We start from the raw sequence: 12,876 nt of genomic DNA, 5'->3' as shown, positions 1-12,876 counted from the left end.
AGGGCGATCGGCAGGTCAGGGGTGGGGAAGAGGAGGTAGTCGGTGCGCTTGCGCTTGCCCCGGGCGACGAGCTTGCCCCGCACGATGATCTGGCCGTCGGTGAACCCGAACTCCCTCCGCCACCGGTTCGCCGCCCATCCGGCCTTGGTGACCGCAGGCGTGATGAAGCGGTCGCAGATGTCCGACTCGCTCAACGCCTTCTTGTTGGTCACCGCCCTCGCCCTCCCGGCATGGCCGCCACCGTAAGCGACGCAGCCGTGACGGTTCTTGCGTACCGTCTGCGCGTGACCACGTTCGGCGACCGCCCCTGGTTCTGGGAGGGCCACGTCCAAGACGCCCTCGCCGCGCATTTCGCCAACGAGGGCTGGGATGTTCGCGAGGCAGCGGACACGGAGTCGAAGGCCCCGGGCATCGACCTGCTGGCCACCAGGGACCATCGGTGGCTTGCGATCGAGGTCAAGGGCTTCCCGAACACCACGTACGACCACGGGCCCAGGCGAGGGCAACCGAAGCCGACCCAGCCCACCAACCAGGCCCGCCAGTGGTTCTCCCACGCCCTGCTCGGAATGATGCTCTTGCGCGACAAACGGCCCGACGCCGAGATCGCCATCTGCTTCCCGCGCTTCATCACCTACGAGAAGCTGGTGCAGCGAACCGAGGTCTCGTTCGGCCTGCTCGGGTTCGGCGTCTACTTCGTCAACGAGGGCGGCTCGGTCGACCTCGTCCTTCCGCACCATCCGGTCGACGTCGTGTTGGACGAGCGGGTGGAGACGCCAGCCGCCTCGCCGGAGGTCGGCGACGCGGTTCGGGGCGCTGTCGCGGGGCGAGAAGCGACCTGTCGAGCCGAGATCCTCGCCGCATTTGGTCGTCTGCACCGTCGTCACGGTCGGGCGGTCTTCACCCCGGTCGAGGTCGTGCAGGAGGTCCTCGCTGTCACAGACCGCTATCCCGATCACACCATCTGCACCGAGATCGTCTCCCGCATGTGTGCGGAAGCACCCGCCCACCACGCCGTCGCCTACGACGATCTCGAGCGAGTCGGGCGTGGCAAGTACCGAATGCGAGGAAGGGCGTAGGCGTGGCGCTCCCGGAGACCGATGTCGCCAGGGTGCGCCGCTGGGTTGCGGCGCAGAACGAGCGGATCGGCGAGCACATTCACGAGATGCGCGTCGAGATGGACGTGGATCCCCGAGCACTCACGATCCTGGACTGCCGGCCGCCGTGGCGTGAGGACTTCGGGCCCGGGTGGACCCGCCAGGAGATCGCCCGGCTCCGATACACGGGCTCGTCGGGCGTGTGGACCCTCCACTGGCCCGACCGCAACAGCAAGTTCCACCGCTACGGGGCCTCGACCCGCTCACCGCAGCGCAGGTCCGCAACACCTTGGCGGGAAGGCGCCGCTCGCCGCCCGGGCTGGCGGTTGTCGGGGGTCATCCTTGTGTGTGGGGTGGTCCTTCGCTGACTGTTGCGGCGGGGGCCCACGACAGGGCCCGCGCCCACCGGGAAGTGCTGCAGGCGCTGTCCCCGCTTTGAGGTGTGCCTCTGAGGCTGAGGGGGGGGGCACCCCGGCCTGTGCCCCCGGTCCGCCATTGGCACCACTTCTCGGATGCTGAGTGCCTCGACGCGCTCCGACGAGCCGGGGACGACTTGGGGGTTGAGGTGCTGCGGACCGTCGCCTACAGGGTGTGGAGGGCCGAGCAGGACGAGCTGGTGCCCGCCGAGGCGTGCATCGTGCGCCGCCTCGGCCCGTGGGCTGACGCGGTAGGGGCTGCTGGGCTCCGGTCGGCGTCGCGGGCCTACGGCGCAGCCCGGCGCCCCTGAGCGCAGATCTGGTCGTCGCTTGATGATCGGTGCTCATGGGTTCATCGTGGTCGTGGTGACGAATCTGGTCGGCGTCTATGTGCGGTTGAGCAAGCAAGACGTCGAGCAGGCGTCGATCCGTCGCCAGGAGCGGCTGTGTCGGCAGGTCGCGGTAGCCCGGGGCTGGCGGGTGGTCGAGGTGTACGCGGATGAGGACCGGTCGGCGTATCGGCCCGGCGTGGCCCGGGAGAGCTACGAACGGCTGCTCCGTGACGCCGTCAGCCACCGTTTCGATGCGATCCTCGTGTGGCGTCTGGACCGGCTCGCCCGCTCTCCGTCGGACTTCGAGCGGCTCTGGTCGGTGTGTCGGACCAGTGGGGTGGCGGTGATCTCCGCGACCGAGCCGGTCGACAGCTCCGATCCGGTGGGGGTGGCTGTGATCCGCCTACTCGTCACCTTCGCAGGCCTGGAATCGGATGTGAGGTCGATCCGGCTCAAGGCGAAGAACAGGGAGGTGGCCGAGGCGGGGCTGGCGCCGTGGGGCCCTCGCCGATTCGGGTACACCGCAGGGTTCACCGGGGTTGTTGAGGACGAAGCGGCACTTGTTCGCGAGGCGGCTCACCGGGTTCTTGACGGTGAGTCGCCCACGGCGATCACCCGGGAGTGGCGGGCGCGGGGTGTCACCGGGATCACCGGGCGCCCCTGGTCCACCACGGGGCTGCGGTCGATGCTGCAGTCCCGGCGTCTCGTCGGGGAGCGCACCTATCTGGGCGAGGTCGTCGCCACCGGTTGTTGGCCGGCGATCCTCGACCCGCTCACCGCAGCGCAGGTCCGCAACACCTTGGCGGGAAGGCCGGGGGGTGCCCACCGCCGCCCGTCGCCGTCGTTGCTGCAGGGTCGGGTGCGCTGCGGTCGTTGTGGAACCCCGATGGTCTCTCGAGGCCGTCGTGACTTGCCGTCCTATGTGTGCCCGCCGCCGCGAGGGTGTGGGCGGCTCAGCATCGATCGCCTCGCCCTCGACGAGTGGGCCAAGACCGCTGTTCTTGCCCGGTTGACGGCCAGGGCGCCGCACAACAACCGGATCGCGGTCGATCGCCGGAGCGCCGACAACGTTGTGCGCGCTCTCGACGACCAGAGCGACCGACTGCGGGAGCTGAACCGCCGGTACTACGTGCCCGCCGAGATCACCTACCCCGAGTGGGTCCGAGCCCGCGACGACCTCTTGGCCGTCACCGGCGCGGCGCTCGCTGGCACCATCCCGCCGGGGTTCCCCCCGGGCCGGCCACTGGCCGCCGCCGCCGAGCTGTGGGATCAGCTCCCCCCGGCCACGCAAAGAGGCGTCATCGGGACCGAGCTGGCCTGGGTCACGATCGCGCCGGCACCCGCACGCAACGGTGTCTGGTACCCGGCTCGGATCCACCCCCGGTGGCATCGAGGTGGCCCCGCGCACATCGAGACCCGAATGGCGGAGGTTCCCCGGCGGCTCAACCGCGAACGCAGAGTCGCCCAGGAGCTGAGCAATGCCGAGGCCGCTGCGTACCTCGGCATCGGCCCGAGAGTGCTGAACCGGCTCGTGGCTGAGGGGCACCTCGATGCCGTCGAGCGCAACGGACGGCGACGCTTCACCGTCTCGGCGGTTCGCTCCTGCATCGAGCGGTGCCGGATTCAGCCCTCGCCCGTGTCCTCTTCTGTTTCGATCGGGTCGGGGTAGAGGTGCGACAAGGTCCCCGGCTCAATCCGACGGGACTCCACAAACGTGTCGACCTCGCTGCGCTTCAGCCGGATCACCCGACCGAACCGATACGCAGGCAGGTCACCCTGATCGATGAACCGGTACAACGTCCGCGGCGTGATGCCGATCGCCTTGCCCGCCTCAGCGGTTGACAGCCACTCATCACCCTTGTCGGTCATTCTGATGAATCTACCCGCAACGTCCGCGCGCGGTGTTGCCCGACTCAGTGCAGGTCGCTCCGTCGACGACGAATGCACCAACGCCCGCCCGCCAGGCGACAACGACCACCAAGACGAGTGAGCCTCAGCGTGGACCCGGCGGGCGCCGTAGGCGCCTCGCGACGCGATGTGGACCTGGGGGATCATGTCGGTGAGCCAGGCATGGCGGATGGCCCGCAGCGACGGCGTCCGGCGTCGGTCTGCGTAGAAGGTGGACTCGGCGAGATCCAGGCCGGGATCGGAGCCGTTCGGACGACCACGCCGCCACCGCCACGAACCAGCGCGGTGGCGACGAAGCCGACGAAACCGGCGGCTGTCACACCGTTGTGGCCGATGCGGACCATGTTGGGGCCGCACACAGCGACGCCTGCCGCCGCGGGGAGGCTCCACCGCCTGTTGCTGAGCCGCCAGCCGAGCCAGCGGCGATCACGAGGACCGCACCGGCCACGAGGCAGGCCCCCTGGAGGATCAACGCATGCGCCGGAGATCGTTGATGTGGCGGGCGAGCACCTTGAGGTCAGACCTCTGGCGGTCCACCGTGAGCCGGAGCTCCTTGGATGGAGTTGCCCAGCTGACCCTGGAGCCGGGACGAGTCGGGCAGCCGCTTGGCGTCCTGGAGTTGGCGCTCCATCTGCTTCTGCTGTTGCTGCAGGTCCCGGATCATCCGCTCTCGGTCGCGCCACGTCCCCACAGGGTGCACGCCAAGGGCGCACTCGCTTTGGGCCACCTCGTTGGTGTGGTGCACCCGCACGTGGTCGATGCCGCCGGTGTGGATGTCGAAGCGCTCGCCGAGGTACTTGGTGGCCATGGCCGAGCACTCGATGTGCCAGCCGGGGAAGCCTCGGCCCCAAGGCGAGTCCCACTCCTGCTGGCGCACCACGCCGGGCGGGGTGAGCTTCCAGAGGGCGAAGTCGGCCGGGTGGCGCTTGGCGGCGATGGCCTCGACCCGTCCGGTGGCCTCCAGGTCGTCGAGGCGGAGCCCGGCGAACTCGGCGTAGCGGGGGAAGGTCGAGGTGTCGAAGTAGATGCCGTCGGCGATGACGTAGGTGCGGCCCTGTCCCTCGAGGGTGGCGACCATGGCGACCTGCTCGGCGATGTGGTCGGCGGCCTTCGGCATCACGTCGGGCTCGAGGCAACCGAGGCGGCGCCGGTCGTCGGCCCACTGCTGCGTGTACCGGGCGGCGATGTCGGCGGGCCTCCTCGCCGGAGGTGGCGGCCGCCCGCTCCAGCTTGTCCTCGCCCTCGTCGGCGTCGGAGACCAGATGCCCGACATCGGTGATGTTGGTGACATAGGTGACCTCGTAGCCCGCCGCCACCAGCACCCGGCGCAGCAGGTCGGGGTACAGTTGCGGGCGCATGTTGCCCAGGGTCTGGGGCGCGTAGACGGTGGGCCCGCACGTGTAGATGCCGGCCCGACCGGGCTCCACGGGCTTGAAGGGCACGACGGCGCGACGTCGGGTGTCGTGCAGGCGGATCTCCTCCAGCCCCGCTGTCACGCTCGGGTGCTCTGCCATGCCCCTGATCATGGTCGATCGACCCGTCGAGTCCCGATCCGATACGCCGCCCGGCGGTGAGACGCCCATCCCCAGTCTCGACGGACGATCCCGACCGCCATCCGGTGAGGCTGATCGGCCGCTACACCGCAACAAGCGGAAGCTTCCCAACCGTACGGTAACCTCCACCCGGCGATCGCCGAACACCACTAGTATGACAAGCTCGCGAGAGGAGTTCTTATGGCGAACGGTCCGGTCAGCCGGACCGAGTGGGTCGAAGCGGAGCTGCGCAGCGCCATCCTCAACGGCGACCTCGAGCCCGGTGAGCGGCTCCTGACGGCGCAGCTGTCCGAGCGGTTCTTGGTCAGTCCGACGCCGCTCCGGGAGGCCCTCCACCGCTTCGCCGGCGAGGGGTTGGTCGAGTTCGTGCCCCAGCGTGGGGCCCGGGTGACGAGCCTGTCCACGGCCGACTGTAGCGAGCTGACCGAGCTGCGCTCGTTGCTCGATCCGCTGGCGGTTCGCCACGCCATCGCTGCCTCCAGCCCGGAGTGGCGGGAGGCGATCACCGCCCGCTCATCCGAGCTGCTGGAGTCGTGGAACAACAAACCCCCCGATGGGCGGTCCAGCGAACAGGCGTATCGGGCGTTCTACGATGCCCTCACCAGCACCTGCCACTCCCAAAGGCTGCGGCGCTTCGCCGGTACCGTGCGCGACCAGGAAGCCCGATACCGCAGCGCCACGGTCGCCCACATCGACAAGGACGAGCTCGTGCTCGGCCATAGGCGACTCCTGCTGGCCGTCCTCGATGGTGACGCCGATCAGGCGGCCGACGCCATCGTGCGAGAGGTCAACGCCTTCGCCGAGTGCTACCTCGTCGCCGTTGCCGGAAACGGCGCGAGGACTACTGTCGGCCGCGAATGACCGTGCCCGACACCTTCGACAGGCGCCCGGCCGCGTCCAGCTCACCGGAGACGCTCCGGGGACGTCTCCGGTGGTTGGCGTCCGAGCTGGGTGATGAACCCTTCCTTGTGCTTCCCGCACTGGAGGGTCCGCCGACGACCATCACCTATGGAGAGATGGACCAGCTCGCACGGCGAGTCGGCGCCCTGCTGAACTCCGTACGGGTATCGAGAGGTGAGGCGGTGCACCTGCACCTGCGGAACACCTGGCAGTTCGTGGCCGCGTTCCTGGGGTGCGCGGAGCTGGGTGCCGTCGCCGTACCCACCAGCCCCTCAGCGACCGTGGACGACGTGGCTTTCATAGCCTCCCAGGCCGGGTGCACTGTGAGCATCGCGGCTGCCGATCTGGTCCCCGTTGTGCGAGCCGCCCGGGAGATGGCCCCTGAGATCGGGCACGTGTTCTCCGTGGGCGGAGCCGCCGACGACACGCTGGACTTCGACGGCGCGCTGGCGGCTGCCGATCCGCTGAGTGCCGCGACCCACCTATCGAGCTCAGACCTGGCGGCCGTGTTGTACACCTCAGGCACGACGGGGTGGCCGAAGGGGGCGATGCTCACCCACGCCAACCTCACCTTCGCCGGGGAGGCCGTCTCGGCGCACCTGCGGATGCGGGTCTCTGACCGTTGGCTGATCTCGCTTCCTCTGTTCCACATGAACGCCTTGGGCTACTCCCTCATGTCGGCGTTCTCCAGCGGCGCCTCTGCTGTGGTAGTTGACGGATTTCGACCCGAGGACTTCGGACGCCTCGCCCGCACCTCCGAAGCCACGCTGGCGAGTCTCTTCACGGTCCACATCCGCCAGATCCTGTCCACACCGTCATCGATCGAGGACGACGACAACCGGCTTCGGGTGACGATGTTCGCCCAGCAGATCGCGACGGGGGAACGATCAGAGTTCGAGGGGCGCTTCGGGTCACCGCTGCTGCACGTCTACGGCCTGACCGAGACCCTGGCCCCGACGCTGAGCGAACCGGTCAACGGGCCCCGGGTCAACGGGACGCTCGGCCGGCCGACGCTGTGGTCCCGGGTGCGGGTCGTGGACCGGTCCGGCCAGGAGGTGCAGCAGGGACAGAGAGGCGAGCTGGAGGTCCACGGGGCGGTCGGGGTGACGTTGCCGGCCGGCTACCTGCGCCACCCAGAGCTCATGGAGGACAGCGTCCACGATGGGTGGTTCCGCACCGGCGACCAGATGGTGGTCGACGGCGATGGCCGGTACGTGTTTCTCGGACGGAGGCTCGACCTCGTCAAACCGGCGGTGGACAACGTCTCGACCGCGGAGATCGAGCGAGTGCTGCTCGAGCACGTCTCGGTGCTCGAAGTCGCGGTCGTCGGAGTCGCCGGACCTGATGGCAACGAGTCGATCTGCGCCTTCGTGGTGCTGCGTCCAAGTGAGAAGGACGCGACAGAGGACGAGATCCTCGGCTGGGTCCGGGAAAGGCTGGCCGAGCACAAGGTCCCATCCACAATGGTCCTGTTGGAGGAGCTCCCCCGCAGTCCGGCGGGAAAGGTGTTGAAGCGGCAGCTTCAGGCCTACCAGGTCGAACGCAAGGAGTGAACCGCCCCGCAGGCGTCGCCTGAGGGCCGGGCTCGCTATATTCTGTAGAATCAGTCTCCGAGTGAGATCGGTCTCCGGCGAACATCGATGGTCCCGTAGCCGTGGCACAAACCGGTCCAGTACTGAAGGAGGAAGGGCGTGCTCGAGGTGGTGGTGACGGGGACGGGTACCCCGGCCCCCACTCCGGACCGCGCCGGCGCCGGGGTGCTGGTGCTCGCCGGCGAATGGGCCTTGCAGTTCGACGCCGGCCGGGCGACCACCATGCGCCTCGCTGCTGCCGAGGTGCCCCTGGCGTCACTGGACGTCCTCTTCGTCACCCACCATCACTCCGACCACCTTGTGGGTGTCCCCGACCTGGTGATGACGCGCTGGATCACTCTCGCTGACAAGCCCCTCCCGATCTACACACCCGATGGCCCGGGAGCCCGGCTGCTGGGCCGCCTGCTCGATGCTTGGGACGAGGAGCTCGACCAGCGGCGCCGCCACGCCGGACGCGCCTCGGTGCCCATCATGGATGTGCATACCTTTCACGGATCCGACAAGCCCATAGTGGTGTGGCAGCGTGGGGAGGTGACCGTGCGCGCGGTGACCGTACGACACATCGAGCCATCGGTGGCCTATCGGGTGGACACGCCTTCAGGGTCCGTGGTGGTGAGTGGTGACACCCGCGTCTGTCCTGAGCTTGAGGCTCTCGCCAGCGGGGCCGACATCGTGGTCCATGAGATCTGCCGACGAGCGCCGCTGGTGGGCACACCGTTCGAGTTCGTGGCCGACATCCACGCCGACAGCATCGACCTCGGTGGGCTTGCGGCCCGGGCGAAGATCGGACAGCTCGTGCTCACCCACCTCGTCCCACCACCGCTGGATGATCAAGATGCCGAGGCCTTCGTCACGGACGTCAGGGCGGGGGGCTACGACGGAGCTGTCCACGTTGGCGTGGACCTGTTACGAGTGGCGGTGAACTCCGATTCCGCGGCTGGTGATGACAGCGCTCGGAGTAGGGGTTGAACTACCGGGACGCCCGTCCAGTCCCGCTATCTAAGTGCCCCGCAGTCCTGACCGCCGGGCCCGATGGTCAGAAGCCGGTGCGCAGGCGATGGACCGGAGGGGCCGGGAGCACCTCCTGACGGGTCGCTCCCAGCTCCTGGACCTCGAGCCGCACCACGTCACCGGGCTTGAGCCAGCCGCCGAAGTCGTCCGGGCCCTTGGCGGCGAAGTGCTCGAAGAGGCAGCCCGTGGGCACGGTGCCGGAGCAGATGGCGTCACCGGGGAGGACCCTGGTGCCTCGCGAGGCGTAGGAGACGATCTCCCCCCACGACCAGTCCATCTGGTCCATCCACCCGTGGCTCATGAGCTCGTCGTTGACGAAGCCCTTCATCTCCAGGTGGTACGAGTTTTCGCGCCGATACGGCTCGAGCTCGTCCTTGGTGACGAGCATCGGGCCCAGCGTGTTGGCGCTGTCCTTGCCCTTGGACGGGCCCAGGCTCAGCTTCATCTCGTACCGCTGGAGGTCCCGGGCGCTCCAGTCGTTGAAGATCGTGAAGCCGACGATGTGGTCGTCCGCTTCCTCGGGGTGCAGGTCCGAGCCTTCCTTGCCGATGATGGCGGCGACCTCGAGCTCGTAGTCGAACCACTCGGAGCCGGGGGAGATGGGGACGTCGTCGTAGGGCCCGATGACGGCGGCCACGTTGGCAAAGTAGAAGGCGGGGATCTCCTCCCAAGCCGGGTCCAGCGCGATCTGGGCGGCGGCCTGGACGTTGCGGAGGTGGTCGAGGAACGTGAGGAAGTCGCGCAGCTGTGGCGGCTGGACGGGCGCGCTGAGGTTCGCCCCGGCGAGATCGATCACCTCGCCCGGGTCATCGGTGGCCCGCGAGGCGGCCTCGGCCATCCGCTGCCCGTCGTCGCCCAGGAGGTCGATGACCGAGGTGCCTGGTGCCAGGCCGTGGATCCGGCCGTCGATCACGAGGCCAGCGCGTTCGGTGCCGTCAGTGCTGCGGTAGGTGACCCATCTCATGGTTCGGTGCTCCTGGTGTAGTGGTGGTTGGGCTCGCCCGCCGGGTCGGTGCCGGACGGGGTAAGCAGGAACTTTCGGATCTTGCCGACCGACGTGCGGGGCAGCTCGTCGACGACGGTGTAGACACGAGGCCGCTTGGGGCCGGCCAGGCGTTCGTCAGTGAAGCGGCGAATGTCGTCGACCACATCGGGGGACTCGTGGGCGGACAGCACCACGAAGGCGTGAGGAACCTCATCGCGCAGGGGATCGGGGACACCGATGACCGCCACCTCGTAAACCGCCGGGTGCTCGGCGATGACGTGCTCCACCTCGCCGATCGAGACGTTTTCCCCGCCAACCTTGAGCGTGTCGCTTCTCCGACCGTCGAAGTAGTGGAACCCGTCCTCGTCTACGGTGGCCCGGTCACCGGTGTCGAACCAGACGAAGCCGTCATCGTGACGCTCCACGATGGCTGCCGCGGTGGTCGCGGGGTCGTCCAGGTAACGCAGGAAGAGGGTGGCACCGGGGTGCCCGCCCACCTGGATCGAACCGACCTGGCCGGGACGAGCCCGCTGTCCCGTTGCGTCCATCACCCGTACGTGGCAGCCGATCGTGGGCACGCCGATCGACCTTTCCAGCGATCCGACGGGAGGGTTGGACAGCACTGCCGGGAGGGTCTCCGTCATGCCATAGATCTGGCGGGGGCGACACCCGAGGAGATGGCTGATCTGCTCGTAGTGGGCAGCCGACAGGTTCTGGGCGAACCAGGCGTGCCGGAGTTTGAGCGGGGCCGTGTCGGGCGGCGTGCGGGCCAGGATCATGCGGATGGGCGCGGCGAACAGCGAGGTGTGGGTTGCGTTGTGGCGCCGAGCGTGCCCCATGAACCCGGATGCGCTGAACGCTTGTACCAGGGCTACGCTGGCTCCCGCCGAGATGGCGGCGGCGAACGAGTAGTATTGGGCGTTGGCGTGGAACAGCGGCAGCACGACCAGTTGACGGTCGTGCCGGGACAGCGCCGAGGCCATGGCCATGACATCACCGGCGAAGGCGTAGTTGCCCTGGGTCAGCTCCACGCCTTTGGGTGTCGCGGTGGTTCCCGACGTGAACATCACCGCCAGGCGAGTCGAGGGATCGACGGGGTTGGCCGAGGCTGCGGGGCCCCGCAGCGGTGACAGCTCAGTGTCGTCCTCGTCCACGGCCACCACTGTGGTGGCCGCTCCAGCCAAGGCCACAGACCTACGGTAGGCGTCGGCCCGTGCGCTTGTGCAGATCCCCGCCACTGGCGAGATCCGGGCGACCTGGTGGGCTATTTCGGCCTCGCTCGCGTCAGGATCGGCGGGGACCATCCATGCTCCCAGTCGTGCGCAGGCCAACCACGTGGCCACGAACGCCGGCGAGTTCGACAGCACGAGGTGCACCGCCGAGCCGCGGCCCACCCCGAGGGCAGCCAGCCCGCCGGCAACCGCGGCGACAAGCCCGTCCATCCCGCCGTAGGAGTAACGCATGACTCGGCCGTCGGCGGATTCGAAGACCAAGAAGTCATGGTCCTCGAGCTCGATAGCGGCTTGGTCCCAGCGAGCTTGAAACGTGGCCCCCGCTCTCACGGTCGCCCCTTCAGCGCAGGATCGTGGGCGGCTTGGCATCGATCAGTACTGCGGCCAGGAGGCACGGTTCGGTCCCGGTGTTCACCCAGGCGTGGTAGGTGCCCTGCTGCACGATGCAGTCTCCCGGTCGCAGCAGCGTCTCGCCCTCGTCCATGACCATGGTCATCTCCCCGGAGATGACGACGAGGTAGTCGATCGAGTCCGTGCGGTGCATCGACGGGTGCTTGGCGCTGGCCTCGGCGCCAGGGCGGTTCCGGCTGCCGAGCTCCTCGAAGGCCCCCTCGGCGTCGATCGTTCGATCTGCGGACTCCGGTGGGATCTCGACGACACGGAAGATCGTGCCGAGCGGTGCCGGGTCGTGCGCCATGGGTCGCAACGACCGGTCCTCTGTGCCATCGAGATCGGCTGGGGCTTCGTCGGTGACCCACAGCTCGGTCACGCCCGTCCCAGGCCAGGCCTTGATCTCGGTCACGTTGGGGGCGTGGTCTTCGAACAGGATGATCGATCGGCCCTGGGCGTCGTGGCCGGTGACCACACGGCGGGTTGGCTGGATCATGGTTTCTCCGGGGTCCGAGTTCACGCTGGTTTCCTCCTGTGGGGTCTTTTCGTCCCGGCGGGACTAGTAATTCTGTGGATTGCAGATTATTACGCCGGAAGGATCCACACAAGGGGGTGGGCATCTCCCCGTTGGCCGGACGGGTGGTTATGACGCTTGCTGGTACTGCTGTTCCCACTCGAGGGGGGCTACGTGGTTGAGGGTGCTGTGCAGCCTGGTCGTGTTGTACCAGTTGATCCAACGGAAGATCGCCCGGCGGGCCTCGGCACGTGTCGCGAAGACGCGGCCCTGGAGGCATTCGCGTTTGAGGCTCTCCCAGAACGACTCGGCGACGGCGTTGTCCCAGCACACCCCGGTGCGCCCGACCGAGGGGCGCATCTTGCGGTCCTGACAGAAGTCGACGTAGTCGTTCGAGGTGTATTGCGAACCGCGATCCGCGTGCGCGATCACGCCGGCCACGGCCTTGTCACCGCCTCGTGCGGCGATGGCCATGGCGAGGGCGTCGAGCACGAGCTGGGTGCGCATGTGATCGGCCATCGAGTAGCCCAGTAGCCGGCGGCTACCGACGTCGAGGACCGAGGCGAGGTACAGCCAACCTTCGCGGGTGGGGATGTAGGTGATGTCTTGGCACCACGCCACGTCCGGGCGGCCGGGCGCGAACGCCCGGCCGAGGAGATCGGGGATGTGATAGCCGTCGGGGCCGGGGAAGGTGGTGCGGCACTTGCGGCGCCGGAACCGCCCGGCCATGCCGTGGCGCCGCATCAGGCGGACGACCCGCTTGCGGTTCACGACCAGGCCGGCCTTGCGGAGCGCCTTGTACATGCGCGGCACGGCCAGTTCCAACGGTCACTGCACGGTGGCGGCAGCGTAGAGGGCAGCGGGGCTGTCGTAGTCCAGTAGCCGTCGGCGTTGGCCGTTGATGATGGCGGCGACGGCGTCGACGTGGGCGGGGTCGAGCCCTCGGAGG

14 protein-coding genes and 1 pseudogene are annotated in these 12,876 nt (G+C 68.5%); 7 read left to right on the top strand and 8 right to left on the bottom strand.

The window, feature by feature from the left end; all coding sequences use genetic code 11:
- A partial coding sequence (locus VNL12_RS02330) for a hypothetical protein (RefSeq protein WP_325591172.1) occupies positions 1-212 on the bottom strand: 212 nt, incomplete at its 3' end.
- A gap of 72 nt (positions 213-284) precedes the next feature.
- On the opposite strand from VNL12_RS02330, the gene VNL12_RS02325 reads away from it, so the two are divergent.
- The 4 genes from VNL12_RS02325 (at position 285) to VNL12_RS02310 (ending at position 3,511) form a co-directional block, all read left to right on the top strand.
- Positions 285-1,076 (top strand): hypothetical protein, encoded by a 792-nt coding sequence (locus VNL12_RS02325; protein WP_325591170.1) that lies wholly within the window; start codon positions 285-287, stop codon positions 1,074-1,076.
- 2 nt (positions 1,077-1,078) lie between these two features.
- Entirely contained in the window at positions 1,079-1,462 is a 384-nt protein-coding gene (locus VNL12_RS02320; RefSeq protein ID WP_325591168.1) for a DUF3024 domain-containing protein, read from the top strand.
- 197 nt (positions 1,463-1,659) lie between these two features.
- Entirely contained in the window at positions 1,660-1,821 is a 162-nt protein-coding gene (locus VNL12_RS02315; protein ID WP_325591167.1) for a hypothetical protein, read from the top strand.
- A 55-nt stretch (positions 1,822-1,876) separates the two neighbouring features.
- Positions 1,877-3,511 carry a recombinase family protein gene (locus tag VNL12_RS02310; protein ID WP_325591165.1) on the top strand — a complete coding sequence of 545 codons (1,635 nt, stop codon included), beginning with the start codon at positions 1,877-1,879 and terminating at the stop codon, positions 3,509-3,511.
- Here VNL12_RS02310 and VNL12_RS02305 read toward each other — a convergent pair.
- The 3 genes and pseudogenes from VNL12_RS02305 to VNL12_RS21125 all read right to left on the bottom strand — a co-directional run.
- A complete protein-coding gene (locus VNL12_RS02305) occupies positions 3,466-3,711 on the bottom strand; it encodes a helix-turn-helix domain-containing protein (protein ID WP_325591164.1) in 246 nt (81 codons plus the stop codon). The genes VNL12_RS02310 and VNL12_RS02305 overlap by 46 nt on opposite strands.
- Before the next feature lie 556 nt (positions 3,712-4,267).
- Entirely contained in the window at positions 4,268-5,023 is a 756-nt protein-coding gene (locus tag VNL12_RS02300) for a hypothetical protein (RefSeq protein ID WP_325591162.1), read from the bottom strand.
- A pseudogene (locus tag VNL12_RS21125) lies at positions 4,986-5,264 on the bottom strand (hypothetical protein); the annotation flags it as partial. The pseudogene VNL12_RS21125 and the gene VNL12_RS02300, both read right to left, overlap by 38 nt.
- Before the next feature lie 219 nt (positions 5,265-5,483).
- Here VNL12_RS21125 and VNL12_RS02295 point away from each other — a divergent pair.
- The 3 genes from VNL12_RS02295 to VNL12_RS02285 all read left to right on the top strand — a co-directional run bounded on the left by VNL12_RS02295 (position 5,484) and on the right by VNL12_RS02285 (position 8,764).
- On the top strand, positions 5,484-6,164 hold the full coding sequence (locus VNL12_RS02295; RefSeq protein ID WP_325591161.1) for a GntR family transcriptional regulator: 681 nt from the start codon (positions 5,484-5,486) through the stop codon (positions 6,162-6,164).
- Positions 6,161-7,756: a class I adenylate-forming enzyme family protein gene (locus VNL12_RS02290; protein WP_325591159.1), complete on the top strand. Its 1,596-nt coding sequence runs from the start codon at positions 6,161-6,163 to the stop codon at positions 7,754-7,756. Before VNL12_RS02295 ends, VNL12_RS02290 begins: the two co-directional genes overlap by 4 nt.
- A gap of 204 nt (positions 7,757-7,960) precedes the next feature.
- Positions 7,961-8,764: an MBL fold metallo-hydrolase gene (locus VNL12_RS02285; RefSeq protein WP_325591157.1), complete on the top strand. Its 804-nt coding sequence runs from the start codon at positions 7,961-7,963 to the stop codon at positions 8,762-8,764.
- Positions 8,765-8,831: 67 nt separating this feature from the next.
- Here VNL12_RS02285 and VNL12_RS02280 read toward each other — a convergent pair whose 3' ends face one another.
- From VNL12_RS02280 to VNL12_RS02265, 4 genes are all read right to left on the bottom strand, one after another.
- Positions 8,832-9,770, bottom strand: coding sequence for a fumarylacetoacetate hydrolase family protein (locus VNL12_RS02280; RefSeq protein WP_325591155.1), 939 nt, complete (start codon positions 9,768-9,770; stop codon positions 8,832-8,834).
- Entirely contained in the window at positions 9,767-11,392 is a 1,626-nt protein-coding gene (locus VNL12_RS02275; RefSeq protein WP_325591154.1) for a class I adenylate-forming enzyme family protein, read from the bottom strand. The genes VNL12_RS02280 and VNL12_RS02275 overlap by 4 nt, the downstream gene beginning before the upstream one ends.
- Positions 11,364-11,933 (bottom strand): cupin domain-containing protein, encoded by a 570-nt coding sequence (locus VNL12_RS02270; RefSeq protein ID WP_325591153.1) that lies wholly within the window; start codon positions 11,931-11,933, stop codon positions 11,364-11,366. Before VNL12_RS02270 ends, VNL12_RS02275 begins: the two co-directional genes overlap by 29 nt.
- A gap of 123 nt (positions 11,934-12,056) precedes the next feature.
- Positions 12,057-12,752 (bottom strand): IS3 family transposase, encoded by a 696-nt coding sequence (locus tag VNL12_RS02265; protein ID WP_325591151.1) that lies wholly within the window; start codon positions 12,750-12,752, stop codon positions 12,057-12,059.
- Positions 12,753-12,876 lie beyond the last annotated feature (124 nt).

The organism is Iamia sp., assembly GCF_035575815.1.
Lineage (GTDB): Bacteria > Actinomycetota > Acidimicrobiia > Acidimicrobiales > Iamiaceae > Iamia.
Note: the sequence above shows the minus strand (reverse complement) of the source record. Positions and strands in the feature narration are given on the sequence as shown.